The sequence below is a fragment of the Collinsella aerofaciens genome, assembly GCF_018785245.1.
Classification (GTDB): domain Bacteria; phylum Actinomycetota; class Coriobacteriia; order Coriobacteriales; family Coriobacteriaceae; genus Collinsella; species Collinsella aerofaciens_AD.
Genome location: NZ_WQPL01000019.1, coordinates 20,746 through 38,303, shown reverse-complemented (window position 1 = coordinate 38,303; position 17,558 = coordinate 20,746). Strand labels below are relative to the sequence as shown.

17 protein-coding genes, 1 tRNA gene and 1 pseudogene are annotated in these 17,558 nt (G+C 58.8%); 8 read left to right on the top strand and 11 right to left on the bottom strand.

From position 1 onward, the window contains the following. Positions 1 to 129: 129 nt before the first annotated feature. The 3 genes and pseudogenes from GPK39_RS09500 to GPK39_RS09485 all read left to right on the top strand — a co-directional run. The gene (locus tag GPK39_RS09500; protein ID WP_252204663.1) at positions 130 to 372 is read left to right on the top strand and encodes a hypothetical protein; all 243 of its coding nucleotides are present in this window, start codon (positions 130 to 132) and stop codon (positions 370 to 372) included. 276 nt (positions 373 to 648) lie between these two features. Beyond that, positions 649 to 807 carry a tyrosine-type recombinase/integrase gene (locus tag GPK39_RS09490; RefSeq protein ID WP_338404395.1) on the top strand — a complete coding sequence of 53 codons (159 nt, stop codon included), beginning with the start codon at positions 649 to 651 and terminating at the stop codon, positions 805 to 807. Between the two features lie 104 nt (positions 808 to 911). Continuing rightward, positions 912 to 986: pseudogene (locus tag GPK39_RS09485) on the top strand (hypothetical protein); the annotation flags it as partial. A 117-nt stretch (positions 987 to 1,103) separates the two neighbouring features. On the opposite strand, the gene GPK39_RS04185 reads toward GPK39_RS09485, so the two are convergent. Beyond that, positions 1,104 to 1,370 (bottom strand): hypothetical protein, encoded by a 267-nt coding sequence (locus tag GPK39_RS04185; RefSeq protein ID WP_215674002.1) that lies wholly within the window; start codon positions 1,368 to 1,370, stop codon positions 1,104 to 1,106. Further along, complete coding sequence (locus tag GPK39_RS04180) at positions 1,360 to 1,608, bottom strand: hypothetical protein (protein ID WP_215674000.1); 249 nt, start codon at positions 1,606 to 1,608, stop codon at positions 1,360 to 1,362. Before GPK39_RS04180 ends, GPK39_RS04185 begins: the two co-directional genes overlap by 11 nt. A gap of 118 nt (positions 1,609 to 1,726) precedes the next feature. On the opposite strand from GPK39_RS04180, the gene GPK39_RS04175 reads away from it, so the two are divergent. Beyond that, positions 1,727 to 2,917: a hypothetical protein gene (locus GPK39_RS04175; RefSeq protein ID WP_215673999.1), complete on the top strand. Its 1,191-nt coding sequence runs from the start codon at positions 1,727 to 1,729 to the stop codon at positions 2,915 to 2,917. Positions 2,918 to 3,065: 148 nt separating this feature from the next. Here GPK39_RS04175 and GPK39_RS04170 read toward each other — a convergent pair. After that, a tRNA-Thr gene (locus GPK39_RS04170) sits at positions 3,066 to 3,140 on the bottom strand. 224 nt (positions 3,141 to 3,364) lie between these two features. Between GPK39_RS04170 and GPK39_RS04165 the strand changes: the two genes are divergently transcribed. Continuing rightward, positions 3,365 to 4,705, top strand: a complete 1,341-nt coding sequence (locus GPK39_RS04165) for a DNA-binding protein (RefSeq protein WP_138113135.1) — start codon at positions 3,365 to 3,367, stop codon at positions 4,703 to 4,705. Positions 4,706 to 4,732: 27 nt separating this feature from the next. Here the strand turns inward: GPK39_RS04165 and GPK39_RS04160 are convergent, their stop codons facing one another. From GPK39_RS04160 to disA, 6 genes are all read right to left on the bottom strand, one after another. Beyond that, on the bottom strand, positions 4,733 to 5,410 hold the full coding sequence (locus GPK39_RS04160) for an NYN domain-containing protein (RefSeq protein ID WP_006234978.1): 678 nt from the start codon (positions 5,408 to 5,410) through the stop codon (positions 4,733 to 4,735). A gap of 3 nt (positions 5,411 to 5,413) precedes the next feature. Continuing rightward, positions 5,414 to 6,328, bottom strand: a complete 915-nt coding sequence (gene rlmB / locus GPK39_RS04155; protein WP_055250322.1) for a 23S rRNA (guanosine(2251)-2'-O)-methyltransferase RlmB — start codon at positions 6,326 to 6,328, stop codon at positions 5,414 to 5,416. A 186-nt stretch (positions 6,329 to 6,514) separates the two neighbouring features. Further along, positions 6,515 to 7,981, bottom strand: coding sequence for a cysteine--tRNA ligase (gene cysS, locus GPK39_RS04150; RefSeq protein WP_215673996.1), 1,467 nt, complete (start codon positions 7,979 to 7,981; stop codon positions 6,515 to 6,517). Between the two features lie 3 nt (positions 7,982 to 7,984). Then, on the bottom strand, positions 7,985 to 8,479 hold the full coding sequence (gene ispF, locus GPK39_RS04145) for a 2-C-methyl-D-erythritol 2,4-cyclodiphosphate synthase (RefSeq protein ID WP_006234975.1): 495 nt from the start codon (positions 8,477 to 8,479) through the stop codon (positions 7,985 to 7,987). Then, positions 8,469 to 9,197, bottom strand: a complete 729-nt coding sequence (gene ispD / locus GPK39_RS04140) for a 2-C-methyl-D-erythritol 4-phosphate cytidylyltransferase (RefSeq protein ID WP_138374748.1) — start codon at positions 9,195 to 9,197, stop codon at positions 8,469 to 8,471. The genes ispF and ispD overlap by 11 nt, the downstream gene beginning before the upstream one ends. Then, a complete protein-coding gene (disA, locus tag GPK39_RS04135) occupies positions 9,197 to 10,237 on the bottom strand; it encodes a DNA integrity scanning diadenylate cyclase DisA (RefSeq protein WP_369796797.1) in 1,041 nt (346 codons plus the stop codon). Before disA ends, ispD begins: the two co-directional genes overlap by 1 nt. 373 nt (positions 10,238 to 10,610) lie before the next feature. Between disA and GPK39_RS04130 the strand changes: the two genes are divergently transcribed. From GPK39_RS04130 to GPK39_RS04120, 3 genes are all read left to right on the top strand, one after another. Next, the gene (locus GPK39_RS04130) at positions 10,611 to 11,189 is read left to right on the top strand and encodes a manganese efflux pump MntP (RefSeq protein ID WP_138113143.1); all 579 of its coding nucleotides are present in this window, start codon (positions 10,611 to 10,613) and stop codon (positions 11,187 to 11,189) included. Positions 11,190 to 11,309: 120 nt separating this feature from the next. Then, positions 11,310 to 11,777 carry a helix-turn-helix domain-containing protein gene (locus tag GPK39_RS04125; protein ID WP_215673995.1) on the top strand — a complete coding sequence of 156 codons (468 nt, stop codon included), beginning with the start codon at positions 11,310 to 11,312 and terminating at the stop codon, positions 11,775 to 11,777. A gap of 39 nt (positions 11,778 to 11,816) precedes the next feature. Then, entirely contained in the window at positions 11,817 to 13,085 is a 1,269-nt protein-coding gene (locus tag GPK39_RS04120) for a type II toxin-antitoxin system HipA family toxin (RefSeq protein ID WP_338404391.1), read from the top strand. Between the two features lie 127 nt (positions 13,086 to 13,212). Here the strand turns inward: GPK39_RS04120 and GPK39_RS04115 are convergent, their stop codons facing one another. Then, positions 13,213 to 14,670, bottom strand: a complete 1,458-nt coding sequence (locus tag GPK39_RS04115; RefSeq protein WP_215673991.1) for an aminoacyl-histidine dipeptidase — start codon at positions 14,668 to 14,670, stop codon at positions 13,213 to 13,215. A gap of 214 nt (positions 14,671 to 14,884) precedes the next feature. Beyond that, positions 14,885 to 17,527, bottom strand: coding sequence for an ATP-dependent Clp protease ATP-binding subunit (locus GPK39_RS04110; RefSeq protein WP_215673989.1), 2,643 nt, complete (start codon positions 17,525 to 17,527; stop codon positions 14,885 to 14,887). Positions 17,528 to 17,558: the final 31 nt, after the last annotated feature.

The window sequence follows — 17,558 nt, the reverse complement described above, 5'->3', positions numbered from 1 at the left end:
GAGGTTTGTGCGGGGTCTCATGGGCCCCCTTGACGCGGCGTAGCGGAGGTGCCGCCCGGCATTCCCTCCGTAACGCACGAGTGAACAAAGGAAAATAGCATCACACACCGTGCGAGGGAGGACCTCTCTATGGATCTCGCGAAAACAGCCAGAGAAATTACCCGCTTCATGCTCCCCTACCTGACCACACGGCAGAGCCGCCAACTCAAAAAAGTTATATCGCACTGCCCTTTCGATGAAAGCCAGCTAGCTGAAGACGGCTGCGAGTTTGAAAGCGAATCATTCCTAGATCTATTTATGTCTGCAAAACGCCTCGAAGGCTGCTCGGATAGAACCATCTGCTACTACGAAGCCACCATCAAAAAAGCTTGAATCTTTCGATGCGCCAGTTTGCGACTTGGAAAGCGAAGAAATTAGGTCCTATCTTTCCAACTATCAGCAAAAAGCCGGCGTCACTCACGTCACCGTTGATAACGTCCGAAGAATCATCTCAAGCTTCTACTCATGGCTCGAAGACGAAGACCATATCATCAAAAGCCCGGTCAAACGCATTAAAAGAGTCAAGGCTCCGCAACTCATAAGGGAAACGTATGGCGACAAAGTCGCGAGATTCTTTGCGATAACTGCGGGTTGCCCTGAAACCTTGCCCTGATCGACCTGTTGCGCTCTACCGGCATGCGCGTAGGCGAACTCGTCTCGTTGGACAGGAACTCCATCGACACCATCAATCGGGAGTGCATCATACACGGAAAGGGCAATAAGAACCGCATCGTCTATTTTGATGCAAAGACTAAAGTCCATATTTAGAATTACCTGTCTACCCGAATGGGCAGCCCGGAAGCCCTCTTCGTGTCGAGCAAGGAGCCGCACGAGAGACTGTAAATTGGCGGCGTCGAGGCGTTGCTTAGAAACTGGAGCGCGAGCTTGATTTAGGAAGGGTCCACTCTCATAAGTTCAGAAGAACGCTTGCCACAAAGGCAATCGACAAAGGCATGCCCATCGAACAAGTCCAGGTGCTCCTTGGCCATAAAAATAGATACCACATTAAGGTATGCAATGGTCGACCAGCGCAACGTCAAAGCATCCCACCTCAGATATCTAACTTAGATGTCGTGTTTTCCCGCCAGTCGCTTGTACTCCCCAGTACTAATGACCGTCTTGATATCGAGGATGGGAGCGGAGGATGGATCAACATCCATAATGTTCGTCACGTCCATCCGGTCCTCCTCGCTTGAAGTTGTTGCAGTGTTGCCACGGTCGACGGTACGCTCGGTTGCACGGCACACGCCGACGGCGTGCGCAGCGCAACCGCGCGTACCGTCGACGGGCAACGCATCTGCCAAGGCCTCGGCGATTGTCTTAGAACACATCGTTGCCTTCTTCCATAGAGGCCAGGTATAAGATCAGATCGGCCTTGTCCACGCGCCAGACGCCGGCAATCTTCACGCCGCCGGCCGCCTTAAGAATCTGTATAGATTTGGTCTTACAGACATTCAGCAACTTGGCGATATCTCGCGAGGTGACGTATGCGGATGGCAGCTTGACGATTGCCTGGCACCACGCTTTACGCGCGATCGCGTCTCGTTTCTGCGAATCCATACCGTTCATTTAGACTCCTTTCGTTTAGTTCGAATGCAATTCACACACTATGCTTTACAACGGATGATGTCGTATATACGATACGAATGGAACGTGAAATTCGGTTGACAGCGCTAAGGAGAGAGCTATGAGTCACCCCGCAATCGAAGTACCGGCACCTATAGCAGCCGAAATCAAACCGTGGATGTTGCCCTCATGTCGAGAGAAAAATTTAGATATTTTTGGAATGGAACGCCCCGCGCTTATCTGTAAACCCCATTCGACGGCCTACGGCATCCCCTCGGGCTTCTCCACCGGGACCCTTTTAGACGTAGATCTGACAGATCCAAAGAAAATCATTCAATTTGTCGAGCGGTATGGACTTCCCGTCACCCCATACGCGGGGCAATCAGAGCGTGTTGAAAAGCGTTTTACTTCAAATGACGTCTTCTCCGATAAACCGGAGCAAGATGGTCTAGATATTTGGTACGACGCATTGAATGCATCAGAAAGGTGTTCTGAAATCAGCCTAAACCCCGAGTGCGCCTTGTTTAATAACTTCAAAGATAAGGGGCGCTCTCAGGGAACAGAAGTCGCAAACTTAATCGAAAATATTAGATACAAGAAGGAACAGGTCATACTGTTGGACGATCTCGTTACAACGATGGCATTCATGCAATTAGCTACGCTTCTATTCACAGGCAAAGCAGCTTACGGTGACCGTGCATACGACTATGTTCTGCATCAAGTATGCATCTCCCAAAACAAGGAGATTATTGAAAACAGATTTTCGCAGCTACGTATGGCGCTCCAGATGTTCGACGCGTCTAAGTCCCAGTTAGCAGTAGCCAAACCCGGAACATTTGAAATGGACGAAGGAACCAAGATATGGGTGAGCAATCAATTCAAGACAATAGAAGTTGCCCTGGCAACATTCATCGACCTCGCTATTAACCCTCAGCCAGAACCCCATACCTTCATTCAAGAGCAAACTTTACGTCGAATGGTCAACCGGAATTTAAACGGCCAAAACCCGATTTACGGAAGCCTAACAAGAGCTTGGGCGATACAACTACTAGAAACCCTTGAAAGCCATTTCTCCTGGAACACTTGCCGAGAATGCGGGCGACCGTACAAAATCCGCCAGCAGAAAATGAGGGCCTACGTCAAGCAAGAAGACGCGAACGAAGACCGGTTCAAAGAGCGAAACAACGCTCGTGACAAAAATGGCTATTGCTGCAAAGCGCACGAACAGCGTATTCGACGCAAAAATGATAAAAAGATCAGCAACGATCAGATGGATAAAGTCGCCCGGAAAATGGACGGGCTCGACCAATAATAATGGTGAAACTATGAATTTTAATAATTCGACATAGGATCCAAAACCCGTTTTATTGCACACATCGTTGCACAGCCCATTGCACACGGCGGCGATATAAAAGAAAGCAGGCCAGAGGAAAATACCCTCTGACCTGCTTTTTCTTTCATGGAGCCAGTGACAGGAATCGAACCTGCAACCCACTGATTACAAATCAGTTGCGCTACCGTTGCGCCACACTGGCACACTTGGCGCTTTCACGCGAAGCCAGTTAAGAATAAAGGAATTGCGGACGGGGCGCAACAGGCCGCACGGCGTTATACAAATATGCAAAATCCAGCAACAACGCGTACCAGGCCCGTTCATTTCTGTCAGTGCGCCCTCAATCTTAAAACCATTCGCCAGAACGAATAGTTTTAATTACAATTGCTATATATAAAACTATTCGTTCTGGCGAAGGGTTTCGCGATGCTTACTACCAAAGAAGCCGCCGAGCTGCTCGGCATCACTCCGCGCAGGGTGCAGGAGCTCATAAAAAACGGAGCACTTGAGGCCCGCAAGGCTTCTGGTGTATGGCTCATCGACAAAGACAGCGTCGACACGCGACTCCGCTCTGTGACCAAAACGGGGGGACGTCCCCGCCGCGGCCACGGTAAGAGCGAGATCGCGTTCACCCTCATGAACCGCACGTACGAAGTCGCTCAGCTGGTCTACAGCACATCGCGAAAAGACTTTACCCACATCGGTGCCGACATCGATTACGCCCACGCCCCTATTGGAGTATTTGGCCCTAATAGCCCCATATCGCTAGACTCCTTCCGCATCTGGTGGCGCGGCCGCGGTATCCCGCTCGCACGCATTGGGCTAGCCTCCCTGCTTGCAGAAGCCGCAGTCGATGTTCCCGATGAACTCGTCCAGCGAAATCTCGGCCTCTCCTTATCCGACCAGTATTGGATTAGGCCCCAAGGTTCCGGTCTCACCTGGGAGGATATCAATTTCTTCAATAACGCCTTTGATGACGTCTCTCTCAGCATCGCACCCTTCGCCCCAGAGGGAAAAGCGGCTGCCGCAAAGCCCGATAACACCTCGGACGGCAATCTTCAAAAGTACTGGACGTGCGAGGGCGAACGTCGAATTCTGCATAAGGCAGGAGCGCACCTGGACCAGGAACCTTATAACGAGCTGGTGGCGACCGCGCTCCACCGTCGCATCCTAAACGCCTGCGATTATGTGCCTTACTCGCTCGAGGGCACGGGCACTTCCGCCCTGAGCACATGCGATGTCTTCTTAACTGATGAAGAAGAGTATGTCCCTGCGTTCTATGTAAACCAGCACGCAAACGCAGATGAACGGCTAACCGACTACGAGCGATATGTAGCAAACTGCGAGGAGCTCGGGGTGACAGGCGTCAAGGATGCCCTTGACCGCATGATCGTATGTGACGACATCATTGCCAACTACGATCGTCATTGGCGCAACTTCGGCCTCGTGCGAAACGTAAACACGCAAGCTTGCAGACCTGCCCCCATCTTCGATTCGGGCTCATCGCTCTGGTGCAACATATCACTAGAGGAGCTTAGGGCGGGAGAGCACAGTTTTACCAGCGCACAATTTCATTCAAGCCCCGCCAAACAAATGTTGCTCGTCGAGGACATGGGCTGGTTTGACGGCGACAAACTCGAAGGCTTCGTTGACGAGGCAATCGAGATTCTTTCCAGAAACGACGCGCTCACGGCAAGGCTGCCATATCTAAAAGAGGCGCTAACGTGGCGCCTCGAAAGAATGATCGACATCGCTGAATGGAGTTAGCGAGGCAGCATTGCCCCGCCAACTTCCCTACCTCCCGCGCAGGGCCTTGAGCTTGGCCAGGGCATCGGGGCTCAGGCGACTGCCCAGAGTCATCTTGATTTGTGGAGCTTCCTCGGCCTCGTGCACGTCGTTGTCGATCTGTTTGATCTCGTCCACCAGCATACGGCTCGAGATGCGCGTAACGCCCTTGCCCATGACGACGGCCTGGATCGTGCCGTCGCTCGACACTACAGAACACGCGCGGCCTTCCTCGCGCGCCTCGATGCAGAGCTTCTGCACCACGGTATCGGCCGAAACACCCGTCGGCGAAAACTCAATGCGCACACCGCGGGCCGGTAGGTTGGGGCGCTCGCTGGAGATATTGCCCGCGCCGTCAAATACGATCACGGCCTCGTAGCGGCCCTGGGCAAACGCAGCTACGTCATTAATGAGCGCCGTGCGCGCCATATCGTGAACGTCGCTGGAATACGGATCGTCGGAATGGTCGTACACGAGCTTTTCGTAGCGCGGCGTGCAGTGGATCACGTTGTAACCGTCGACCACCAGCAGCTCGGGCTTGTTGGAGTGCACCGTCGAGACTGGGTCGGCGATAGCCTGCGCAAACGCATTGCCGCCCACGCCATAGGTCGCGGCCGAAACAATCGGCTTGGCCGAGCCCTCGCCAAAGCGCTTGGCCTTGGACTTGGCACGGTTCTTTTTGGACATGCGCTACTCCTCCCCCATCAGCTCGCCGGCGTTGCGGCGCAGCCACTCAAAGCACAGCGCCGTGGTCGCCTGGGCAACATTGAGGCTCTCGGTCATACCGCGCTGGGGAAGCTTGGTCAAAAAGTCGCATTTCTCGAGCACCAGACGCGAGATGCCGTCGCCCTCGGAGCCCATGACGAGCGCCACGCGGCCCTCGAAAGGAGCATCCCAGCAACTGCCTTCGGCGTGCTCGGAAGCACCGCCCACCCAAAAACCAGCGGCCTTAAAATCGTCGAGCGCACGGGCGATATTGGGAACCTGCGCGATAGGCAGATGCATGACGGCACCGGCTGAGGTCTTATAGCTGCCCACGGTCACGCCGGCGGCACGCTTATTGGCAATGACGACGCCCGCCGCGCCCACAACCTCGGCGGAGCGCACGATGGCGCCAAAGTTGCCGTCGTCAGTCACGTGGTCGAGCACCACGACAAGTGCCGGGCCCTCGCCTGCGCGGTCGAGAATATCGGCGACATCGGCATAGGGGAAGTTGCCAACCTCGAGCGCGATGCCCTGGTGAGCGCCGTGGCTCGACAGTGCGTCGAGCTGCGCGCGCGGCACATACTTAATGCGGACACCCACGGCGTTGAGGTCGTCGACCAGGCGCGACAAGGCGGCATCGCGCTCCCCGCCCTCGGCAATGAGCGCGCACTTGATGGGAAAACCAGTGCGCAGCGCCTCGGCGGCTGCACGACGACCTTCGATAAACTCGCCCTTGGGAGCCTGGACAGCGTCGCGGTTGCGATCGCGCTGCGGACGTGCGGCCTGGGTGCGATCGCGCTGGCCCTTGGGAGCGGCAGCGCGGTCATTGCGGCGAATCGGACGCGAGCCAGAAGCAGCCTGCTTGCCGCCACGAGGCGCACGCTTGCGATTGTCGGCCATAAAGTGACCTCCTAAATACAACTATCAAACGAAACAAAATAAACGACCGCCCATGAATATTAATTCGGGCGGTCGGTACGGGTTTTCCAAGTGCCCGAGATTGCCGTGAAAGAGGAGCGACGCGTACTTGAGTACGCGAGCGACGGTTTGAACGGCAAGGTCGGGTGCTTGGGAAACCCGCGGGGATTAGAGAGATTTGATACGAGTGCCGGCGGCGGTATCTTCAATCGTCAGGCCCAGGTCCTTGAGCTGATCACGGATGGCATCTGCCAGATCCCAGTTCTTGGCGGCACGAGCCTCGGCACGAGCCTCGAGAATCTTGGCAGCGGCCTCGTCCACGTCGTCGCCCGTGTAGGCAACCAAACCGGCGGCAACGCCCAGCAGGCCCAGCGGCAACTCGACCTTGGGCTCGGGAAGCTCAACGCCAAACGTATCGAGCAGCTCGGCCAGCGTATCGGCGGCAGCCAGGACTGCGGCCTTGTCGGCAGCATCGCCCGCCTGCTCCAGGTACTGGTTGCACTCGGTCACAAAGCCAAAGACAGCACCCATGGCACCGGCGGTGTTAAAGTCGTCGTCCATGCACTCCTTAAAGGTGGCACGGGTCTCGGCGGCCTTGGCGGCAAACGCCTCGGATGCTGCCTCATCGGCATCGGCCGTCGCATGGTTCGCGGCCCAGCGCAGGTTCTCGACCGTACCGGCGATACGCGTGAGCGAGTTCTCGGCACCCTCCAGGCGCTCCCAAGAAAAGTCGAGCGGCGAGCGATAGCTCGTCTGCAGCATCAGCAGGCGCAGGGCGGCGGCGGAGTGCTGCTCGAGGACCTCGGCCAGCGTAAAGAAGTTGCCGAGCGACTTGGACATTTTCTCGCCGTCTACCAGCAGCATGCCCGTGTGCATCCAGGTGTTGGAGAAGCCCTGGTGCCAGGCGCAGGTGGCCTGAGCGCACTCGTTCTCGTGATGCGGGAAGGCAAGGTCGGAGCCGCCGCCGTGGATGTCGATCGGAGTGCCCAGGTAGCGATGCACCATGGCGGCGCACTCGGTGTGCCAACCGGGACGGCCCTCGCCCCAGGGGCTCGGCCAGCTGGGCTCGCCGGGCTTGGCGGCCTTCCACAGGGCAAAGTCGAGCGGGTCGTTCTTGTCCTCGTTCTCCTCGATGCGTGCGCCAACCATAAGGTCGTCGATGTTGCGGCCCGAGACCTGACCATAGCTGGGATCGCTGCGCACGGCAAAGTACACATCGCCGTTATCGGCTGCGTAAGCGTGGCCCTGCTCGATAAGCGTCTTGATCATGGCGATCATGGGGCCGATCTCCTTGGTGGCGCGGGGGCGCACATCGGGATCGAGCACGTTGGCGGCGCGCATGACGCCGATGAACTTGTCGGAGAACTCCGTCGCGACCTCGGCGGCCGTACGGCCCTGCTCGTTGGCGCGCTTGATGATCTTGTCGTCGACATCGGTGAGGTTCTGGGCGAACGTGACCTCGTAACCGCTCGCGATGAGCCAGCGGCGAATCACGTCAAAGCTGATGAACGTACGGGCGTTGCCGATGTGGATGTTGTCGTAGACCGTGGGGCCGCACACGTACATGCGGACCTTGCCGGACTCGATGGGCTGGAACTCTTCCTTTTTATGGGTAGCGCTGTTGTAGATACGCATTCGTTACTCCTTAACGGTTTTCTGTAGCAGGCAGACGGCCCAGGCGCCGATTCCCTCGCCCTGGCCTTCCCAACCGAGCTTTTCGGTCGTAGTGGCGGCGACGCCCACGTTTTCGACGTCAACGCCCAAGGCATGGGCAAGGTTGGCACGCATGGCATCGCGGTGTGGGGTGATCTTAGGCTGCTGGCAGGCAATGGTGCAATCGGCATCGACAAACTCAAAGCCCAGCTCGCGCGCATAGTCCATCACGCGAGCGAGCAGCACCATCGAATCGGCACCCTCATAGGCGGGGTCGGTATCGGGGAATAGCTTGCCAATGTCTCCCCCGCGGCAGGCGCCCAGAATGGCGTCGGCCAAGGCGTGCGCGAGCACATCGGCATCCGAGTGGCCCAGCAGGCCGCGCTCGTAGGGAATGTCGACACCGCCGATGATACATCGACGCCCCTCCACCAGACGGTGGACGTCGTAGCCATGGCCAATGCGCAGGTTACTGAACATGGGGAAGGTCCTCTCCCTCGGCCATGCGGCCAAGCAGAATCGCGGTTACGGGACGCAAGTCCTCGGGCACCGTCACCTTAAGGTTATCGCGCGGGCTCTGGACGCAGCGGACGCGCCCACCCATGCGCTCGACCAGCGACGAATCATCGGTGCCGATAAAGCCCTCGGCAATGGCTGCAGCGTGGGCGCGCTTCATAGCATCGACGCTAAAGATCTGCGGCGTCTGCGCGGCCCAATAGAGCTCACGCGGCGGCGTCTCGACGATATTATCGCCGTCGACGATCTTGAGCGTGTCGATCGCGGGCTGACCGCACACGACACCGTCGAGCGAGCGGTCACCCATGAGCACGTCGATAGCGTGGTCGATGGCCTCGGTCGTAATGAGCGGACGAGCGCCATCGTGGATGGCGACATATTCGAAACCCGCCGGAACCGCATGCACGCCGGCACGAGTGGAATCCTGACGGGTATCGCCGGCATCGGCAAAGCTGATGGGCGTGTCATAGTCAAACGGGTCGATGGCCAGGCGGCGCATCTCGGCACGGCGCTCGGCAGGACACACCACCACGATGTGGCCGACCTTGTCGCTACGATCGAACGCGCGGATGGACCAGCTCATGAGCGGACGGCCCGCCACGTTAACGAGCTGCTTGCCGCCGGGATTTCCAAAGCGCTGGCCGCTGCCGCCGGCAACGACCACAGCGCATACGGGCGCCATTATGCGTTCCCCTGTTTGGTGCCCTTCATGCGGTACAGCGAGTCCGCAAGAATGGCAGGGTTGTTGACGCCAAAGTCGCCCAAGCGCTCCGGATCCTCGCTGATGTCGTCCATGAGCTCCTGCAGCGAGCCATACTCGTCGACGATCTTCTCGGCCACGCCGTCGCGCACGACGGACACGCGCGAAAGCGTGCGCAGGCCCAGCGGCGTCATGACGGAGTCCTCGTCCAGGTCGTCATAGCCCAGAACTGCCGCCACGTGCTGCGGGTCAGACAGGTCCTTAGGCGTCATGCGACTCAGCTCGGCGCGAATCTTCTCGGCGTTGGCCTCAGAGGAATCGCTTGCGTAGTCGCGGATCATCAAGTCGTATTCGGTATCCATGCTGGAGCCCGCGAGCTGCTCAAGCTGCATCTGCACGAGCTTGCCCTGGTTACCCAGCTTGACGATGCAATCCTTAAGCTCGGTCTTTGCCTGTTGCATGATCTCGAAACTCGAGAAAATGCCGGTGATGTCGGCGAGCGTGACGTAGTCGTCGAGCTCGAGGGCCGTCAGGCGCAGCAGGGAGCGATCGAGCGACTGACGGGTAGTCTGGAGCGTGGCGACGAGCTGGTTGACCGAGCTCATGATGGTGGTGACGGGCTGGATCTCGTAGCTCTTGCCGTGGACGTACACGTTGACGACGGCGCGACGAGCCGAAACCGAGATCACGATGGCATCGGTGAGCACCGACATGCGAGCGGCAGTACGGTGACGCATGCCCGTCTCACTCGTGGCGAGCGAGGGATCGGGATTGAGGTGGAAGTTGGCGCGCAGGATCTGGGTGAGGTCGCCATCGATAACGATGGCGCCGTCCATCTTGGAAAGCTCGAACAGGCGGTTCGAGGTAAACGAAATGTTGAGCGGGAAGCCGTCGTTACCGGCAGCGAGCACGTTTTCGGTGTCGCCGACGCAGATAAGGGCGCCCAGGTGACCGGCGATGATCATGTCGAGGGCGGTGCGGATCGGCTGACCAGGTGCCGTCAGGCGGATGGCCTGTTCCATACGCTTTTGCAGCTCGTTCTTATCCAAGGCATCGCTCCCATCGTATACGCTCCATAAACGCTAAATAGTTTCTCACGGTTTGTCCCTGCGGCGCTTGCGAAATCCGATGCTTACAGAATGAGCGAACACAGCTGAGAGCCCAACCCAAATCAGCTGTTCATGTGGTAGCATCGGGATTCGCATAAATGAGGGAGTAGTCGCGTGATCGGGTTCGCCTCCGGTGGCGCGGCAAGTCAACACACTGGCCGATGCGGCCTGGCTTGCCTTAATGAACGAGACTCGTGGCTGTGCGCGCAACGCGTACGCCACGGGTCTTTTTTGTTACTCCCCCAAGAGGTACACGCGGGCCCGCCCGCAGAGAGGGAGCCAGACTATGGGACTCGCAGAGCTTGTGTTGCTCGCTATCGGCCTTTCTATGGACGCTTTTGCCGTATCCATCTGCAAGGGCCTTGGCATGAAAAGGATCAACCTTAAGGTCGCCGTGATACTCGGCCTGTTCTTTGGCGGTTTCCAGGCCGGCATGCCCGTAATTGGGTGGGCCCTTGGTAGCCAGTTCATGGGCATCATCAGCCCCATCGACCACTGGATCGCCTTTATCCTGCTCGCCTTTATCGGCGGCAAGATGCTGTGGGAAGCCTTTACTGAGGACGAGAACGAAGGCGACGGCAAGGATGCCGAAAAGATCGACCTGGGCGAATATCTAATCCTTGCCATCGCCACCTCGATTGACGCGCTTGCCGTGGGTATCTCGTTTGCCGTGCTCTCGGTCGATATCGTTCCCGCCGTGTCGCTCATTGGCATCACGACCTTTGTCTTCTCCGTTGCCGGCGTAGCGATCGGCCACACCTTTGGCGCGCGCTACGAAAAGCCCGCCACCATCGTGGGTGGCGTCGTGCTCGTCCTCATCGGCCTCAAGATTTTGCTGGAGCATCTGGGGATTTTGGCGCTGTAAAACACCCTTCAAAACTAAACGTCCGGATGAGGCCTCATGCAGAGTTTTGCATGAGGCCTTTTCATGCAGACTTTTGCATGTCATACTATGATGCAAAAGTCTGCACGTTAGGAGATCGCCGTGGATACCCTTCCCATCACCACACCGCGCCAAGCTGGCATCTACGTGCGCCAGGCACGCGAGGCTCAGGGTCTCACCCGTGCCGCCCTCGCTAATAAGGCCGGTGTTTCGGAGCGCCTGCTCGCATCGCTCGAGCTAGGAGACGCCACCGGCATTCGACTCGACAAGCTGCTGGCGATTTTCGACGCTCTTGAACTGGCGCTCGCAGCACAAGGGGATATAAGCGAAACGAAAAATGAGCACCCAGTCGACGCCCCGCATGCTGATCAACCTTGCAGCACCTCCAGACGCCATCACGCTCAACGTCTTCATCATCGCAACCGTCGCAGCACAACCATTCCGGCTCTTGCAGATACCCCCCTTACGTCCGAGCTCTACGACAGGGCCTTCGCCGATTTCGCCATGTCCAATCTCGGAGTCTCGATTGCCGCAAACGCATCTAGCCAAACCATGCCCGAAGGGAAATAGCCAATGGCCAGAACATCACTTCGGACCATTATTTGCGGCGTGCCTGCTGGAACGCTCGCGCAAGATGAGAACGGTCTTATCAGCTTTACCTACGATCATGACTATGACGGGCCAGCCCTATCGACCAACATACCCGTATCGAATCGCACATACGGACAACAGGTCATGAATCCGTACCTGTTTGGCCTTCTACCCGACAGCGAGGACCAACGAAAAGCGATTGCCGCCGAATTCGACGTTAGGCCCAACAATCCCGTTGCGTTGCTCAGCCATATCGGACTCGACTGTCCGGGCGGAGTGCAGTTTTGTGCCGAAGAAGATGCCGACGCCGTCCTGCATCGCGCTGGCGAATACCGCCCTATAGACGACCACGAAATTGCTCTTCGTCTCAAGTCGATCAGAGATGACCGCGATGCATCGTGGATGGGTCTAGATGAAAGTTGGTCACTTGGAGGCAACCAGGGCAAGTTCGCGCTCGCGTTCATAAACGACCGCTGGTGCGAATGCATGGGCTCCTCGCCCACGACGCATATTTTCAAAAATGGCGTTATCGGATTTAAACTCGAGGCTCTCAATGAGTTTGTCTGCATGAAAAGCGCCCAGCGCGCCGGCATCGCAACGGCAAACGTCGAATATCGTATGTTTGAGGACGAACCTGCCCTCATTGTTGAGCGCTATGACCGCGTGAAAGTCAAAGACGGAACGATCAGGCGCCTACATCAAGAAGACCTCTGTCAGGCACTTGGGGTGATGCCCGCCCAAAAGTACACGGCAGACGGCGGCCCGACCACACGCGACATTCAAGAGCTCCTCGTAAATACGAGCCACCATCAACTTAACCTGTATCTGTTTACGCAGATACTTTTCTTTAACGCCATCATCGGCGCACCGGATGCGCACGCGAAAAACTATTCCCTGCTCCTTGGAAACGACGGCGCAGCCATGATGGCTCGAATGTACGATGTCGCGTCGGGTTTGGCGTATGAGCGCATGCGCCGCCGGGCGCGCCTTGCCATGAGCGTTGGCGGCGAAAATCGTGTGGGGTGCATCGGTCCAGGCGCTATCCGCCGATACCACGGTATGGGCGACCCCACGCTGGAGGCGACGCTCACCGATGCCGGGCTATCCGAGAAGTTTTGCTTTGCGACCATGATGGACCTCGCCTACGAGGTACCCATTTGCATGGAAGAGGTCATGGACGAATACGCCGACCTGCCCGGCATGGCGGACCTGCGCGAGCATATGCTCGGCCCCGTCCGCGAAAACTGCCAGCGCGCCCTCGACCTCATCAGGGCAGAAATGGACTAGGTGGCCGTAATTTCGCAATTATCAAACAAAAGAGAGGGGGCACCCGTCGCAACAGACCGGGTGCCCCCTCTCATAATGTCATTTGCAATCCGCTAGCACGTGACTCGGACTGCTGCTAGCGCAACCTTTACGCAGCGAGGCGCTTGAGGACGTCGATGAGCAGCTCGTAGAAGCGCTCGGCAGAAGCGAGCTCCATGCTCTCGTCCGGGGTATGGACATCGGAGAGCGTCGGGCCCACGGCGATGGCGTCCAGGCCGTGCAGAGCCTCGGCAAACAGGCCGCACTCAAGGCCGGCGTGAATGGACTCGATGCGCAGCTCGGAGCCAAAGAGCTCTCGATAGCTCTCGACAAAGACGTCGCGGACCGGCGAATGCTCGGCATAGCTCCAGCCGGGATACTCAAACTCAAACTTGGCGTCGAAGCCCAGGACATCGGCCAGCGTCTGCAGACGGTCCTTGAACTCGTTCTGCAGCGAGGTGATCGAAGAGCGCGGGGACAGCATAATCTTGACCTCGTCATCGGAGGTGGCGACCACGCCGATGTTGGAGGAAACCTCGACGGAGCCGTCGGTGGCGACGTTGCGGCGAATCACGCCGTTAGGGGCAAGGCGCAGGGCGCGGATGAGGGCAAGCGCGGACTTCTGGTCCATGGCCTCAACCTCGGCGTCGTCGGCAATCTCGACGGTGCAAGTAAAGCCGGGGTCGAAGACCTCGAGCTCAGCAGTGACGTCGGCGATGATGCCCTTTGCAATCTGGGCCGCGGCCTCGGCGGCAGCGTGGTCGGCGTAGACCAGAACAGCCTTGCACTCACGGTTGATGGCGTTGTCCTTGGTGCCGCCGTTAAAGCTAACGATGGCGGGCTCGCCGGCAACCATCAGGCGGTCGATGATGCGGGCCATGATGAGGTTGCCGTTGCCGCGCTCCAGGTTGATATCGCTGCCGGAGTGGCCGCCCAGCAGGCCGGAGATGTCGAGCGTGAGGGTGCTACCGGTCTTGTGCTCGCGCGCGATCGGGCAGGTGTAGGTAACGACGACGCCGCCGGCACAGCTGACGGTGGCAACGCCCTCTTCCTCGGAGTCAAGGTTGATCATGGTGCGGGCGCTAATCTGGGACTTGTCGAGCGTCTCGGCGCCGACCAGGCCAGTCTCCTCGTCGGTGGTGAACACGCACTCGAGGGCCGGATGGGTAATCGAATCGTCGTTGAGCACGGTAAGCATAAGCGCGACGGCGATACCATTGTCGGCGCCCAGAGTGGTGCCGTTAGCGGTGAGGACACCGTCCTTGACGACCAAGTCGATACCGTCGGTCGTAAAGTCGTGCTCGACGGAACCCAGCTTGTCACACACCATGTCGATGTGACCCTGCAGCATTACGGTCGGGGCATTCTCGGCGCCGGCAGATGCGGGCTTGCGAATGATGACGTTGTAGACCTCGTCCTGATACACATCGAGACCGCGCTCCTTGGCAAACGCAACCAGGAAATCGCTGATGCCCTTCTCGTTGCCAGACCCACGGGGGATCGCGCTGACCTCCTCAAAGAAATGGAACAGCTGGGCGGGCTCGTAGCCGGTAATCTTGTAGTCCATGGTGCCTCCTTGGCGCAACTGGTTAGACAGTAAGACATGCGCCTTGTATATTCCCAGACTTCGTTTGCATAAACCAGTCGAAAACGCCGAGCGCTCTCGCATCATCGGCTAACGGTGGACCGCATAGCGTAACGGTCACAGTTACCGCAGCTCTACAAATTGAGGCGCCCTTGCCGGAACGCCTCGATTGCACAGATCAAATTGTCGCCACGCCCTACAGCGCGCCGGAACCGGCTTGCATCATGCCGCCGGGGCCCGAGGTCACGCCGCCGCTCACGGGCGCGGCGTTGCCGGTGTGCGGTGCCGCCGGGGCGGTATCGCCACCGAGCGTGCCCGCCGGACGCGGTGCCGGGATCTCGCCCGTGCCGTGGCTAAAGACAAACTTGCCATCGGCCACGTCGCACAGGACGGTATCGCCCTCGCCCCACTCGCCGGCCAGAAGCTCCTCGGACAGCGGGTCCTCGATGAGCTTTTGAATAGCACGGCGCAGCGGACGCGCACCGTTGGTGAGGTCGGTGCCCTCGGCCACGATCTTGTCATAGGCCGCATCGGTGAGCTTGATGTTCATGCAGTTGGCAATCAAACGCTGACGCAGGTCGTCCACCAGCAGGTGCGCGATCTTGGTGAGATTCTCACCCGAGAGCTTCTGGAACACCACAATGTCGTCGATACGGTTGAGCAGCTCGGGGCGGAACAGGCGCTTGAGCTCGCCCATCGCGCGGCCGCGGATCTCACTCGACGTGAGGCCCTGCTCGCCGGTGGTGCCAAAGCCCACGCTCGCATCCTGCGCAATCTCGCGGGCGCCCACGTTGGACGTCATGATGATCACGGTGTTGCGGAAGTCGACCGTCTTGCCCTGGCTATCGGTCAGGCGGCCCTCCTCCAGCACCTGCAGCAAGATGTTGAAGATATCGGGGTGCGCCTTCTCGATCTCGTCGAACAGCACGACCGAGTACGGGTGGCGACGAACGGCCTTGGTGAGCTGGCCGCCCTCGTCGTGACCGACGTAGCCCGGAGGGCTACCGATGAGCTTGGAGACCTCGAACTCGCTACCGAACTCGGACATGTCGAAGCTGATGAGCGCGTCCTTGCTGCCAAAGAGGTACTCGGCGAGCGTCTTGGCGAGCTCAGTCTTGCCCGTGCCGGTGGGGCCCAGGAAGATAAAGCTACCGCCGGGGCGACGCGGGTCCTTGAGCGGCGAACGGCTGCGGCGCACGGCCTTGGCCACGGCCTCGACAGCCTCGTCCTGGCCGATAATGCGGGTCTTGAGCACGCTTTCGGTCTGCAGCAGGCGACGGCTCTCGCTCTCGGTGAGCGAGGAAACCGGCACGCCAGAGGTCACGGACACGATGTCGGCAATCTGACTCACGTCGATGGTGAGCGGGCTGGCGTCGAGCTCGGCGGTCCAGGCGGCCTTGGCTTCGGCGAGCTCAATCTCGGCGGCCTTCTGCTGCTCGGTGATCTCGGCGGCCTTGTTCATGTCATCGCTCTCGGTGGCCTCCTGCGCGGCGGCCTTGAGCTCCTCTATACGATGCTCGGCCTCGCGCACCGGCTCGGGCGCGCGATTCGCGGCGATGCGAGCGCGGGCACCGGCCTCGTCGATGAGGTCGATGGCCTTATCGGGCAGGAAGCGATCCTGGATGTAGCGGTTGGAAAGGTTCGCGGCGGCCTCGATAGCACCCTGCGTATAGCGCACATGGTGGTGCTCCTCGTAGCGCGGCTTGAGCGCGGTCAGGATCTTGACCGTGTCCTCGACGCTCGGCTCCGCGACATCAATGGTCTGGAAGCGACGCTCGAAGGCCGGGTCCTTGGTGAGGTACTTGCGGAATTCCTCGGCCGTGGTGGCACCGATGATCTGGAAAGCACCGCGCGCGAGCACGGGCTTGAGCATAGAGCTCGCATCGATAGAACCCTCGGCAGAACCGGCACCGATGATGGTGTGCATCTCGTCGATAAACAGGATGACGTCGTCGGCTTCGGTCGCCTCCTGGATCACGTTCTTGAGGCGCTCCTCAAACTCACCGCGATACTTGGCGCCCGCAACGAGGCCCGGCAGGTCGAGCGTCCAGATATTCTGGCTCATAAGGTTCTCGGGCACGTTGCCGGCAGCGATCTGCTGTGCCAGGCCCTCGACGATGGCCGTCTTGCCCACGCCGGGGTCACCCAAGATAAGCGGGTTGTTCTTGGTGCGGCGCGAAAGGATCTCCATCATGCGCTGGACTTCCTTTTCGCGACCAATTACAGGGTCGAGCTCGCCGTCGCGCGCCTTCTGCGTGAGGTTAGTCGCAAACTGCTTGAGCGTGTCGGTGCCGCTCCCCTTTTGCTGAGAGCCATCCGAGCCGCTAAAGAACGGCAGACCCGCACCGGGACGGCCGGCGCCGGCACCGGCGAGCGGACGCTTCTTGTCCTGGTCCTTGGCGGTAAGCTTTTCGATGGCCTTTTTAATGGAAGCGGACGACACACCCAGGCGCATGAGAATGTCCATGGCCATGCCGTTGCCCTCTTCGACGATGCCGATCAGCAAGTGCTCGGTCGACACGTAGGTCTGGTTGTTCTCACGCGCCACGCGGAAGGAGCGCTCCATCACGCTAATGACGAGCGGCGTAAAGGCGAGCTTGGCGGCCTCGGTCTCCTCGCTGGGCTCGGGAACGGTGGTCTGGACCTCCTTGAGGGTGTCCATGATGTCGTCGTAGGAGATATCAAGCGAGCGCAGCGCCTCGGCAGCGATGCCCTCGTCCTCCTTGGCGAGTGCGAGCAGCAGGTGCTCGGTGCCCACCTTATTTGAGTGCAGATCGAGCGCCTCCTGTTTGGCCATCGACATGACCTTGCGCGCTCGATCGGTAAATCTATCTAACATGTTCGTTTCCTTACATGAGTTCATCGAAATC

What these genes read in the sequence shown, in the direction of transcription:
- GPK39_RS09500 (WP_252204663.1), top strand. Translation starts at nt 130, where the DNA reads ATGGATCTCGCGAAAACAGCCAGAGAAATTACCCGCTTCATGCTCCCC.
- GPK39_RS04185 (WP_215674002.1), bottom strand. Translation starts at nt 1,370, where the DNA reads ATGTGTTCTAAGACAATCGCCGAGGCCTTGGCAGATGCGTTGCCCGTC.
- GPK39_RS04180 (WP_215674000.1), bottom strand. Translation starts at nt 1,608, where the DNA reads ATGAACGGTATGGATTCGCAGAAACGAGACGCGATCGCGCGTAAAGCG.
- GPK39_RS04175 (WP_215673999.1), top strand. Translation starts at nt 1,727, where the DNA reads ATGAGTCACCCCGCAATCGAAGTACCGGCACCTATAGCAGCCGAAATC.
- GPK39_RS04165 (WP_138113135.1), top strand. Translation starts at nt 3,365, where the DNA reads ATGCTTACTACCAAAGAAGCCGCCGAGCTGCTCGGCATCACTCCGCGC.
- GPK39_RS04160 (WP_006234978.1), bottom strand. Translation starts at nt 5,410, where the DNA reads ATGTCCAAAAAGAACCGTGCCAAGTCCAAGGCCAAGCGCTTTGGCGAG.
- rlmB (WP_055250322.1), bottom strand. Translation starts at nt 6,328, where the DNA reads ATGGCCGACAATCGCAAGCGTGCGCCTCGTGGCGGCAAGCAGGCTGCT.
- cysS (WP_215673996.1), bottom strand. Translation starts at nt 7,981, where the DNA reads ATGCGTATCTACAACAGCGCTACCCATAAAAAGGAAGAGTTCCAGCCC.
- ispF (WP_006234975.1), bottom strand. Translation starts at nt 8,479, where the DNA reads ATGTTCAGTAACCTGCGCATTGGCCATGGCTACGACGTCCACCGTCTG.
- ispD (WP_138374748.1), bottom strand. Translation starts at nt 9,197, where the DNA reads ATGGCGCCCGTATGCGCTGTGGTCGTTGCCGGCGGCAGCGGCCAGCGC.
- disA (WP_369796797.1), bottom strand. Translation starts at nt 10,237, where the DNA reads ATGGAACAGGCCATCCGCCTGACGGCACCTGGTCAGCCGATCCGCACC.
- GPK39_RS04130 (WP_138113143.1), top strand. Translation starts at nt 10,611, where the DNA reads ATGGGACTCGCAGAGCTTGTGTTGCTCGCTATCGGCCTTTCTATGGAC.
- GPK39_RS04115 (WP_215673991.1), bottom strand. Translation starts at nt 14,670, where the DNA reads ATGGACTACAAGATTACCGGCTACGAGCCCGCCCAGCTGTTCCATTTC.
- GPK39_RS04110 (WP_215673989.1), bottom strand. Translation starts at nt 17,527, where the DNA reads ATGTTAGATAGATTTACCGATCGAGCGCGCAAGGTCATGTCGATGGCC.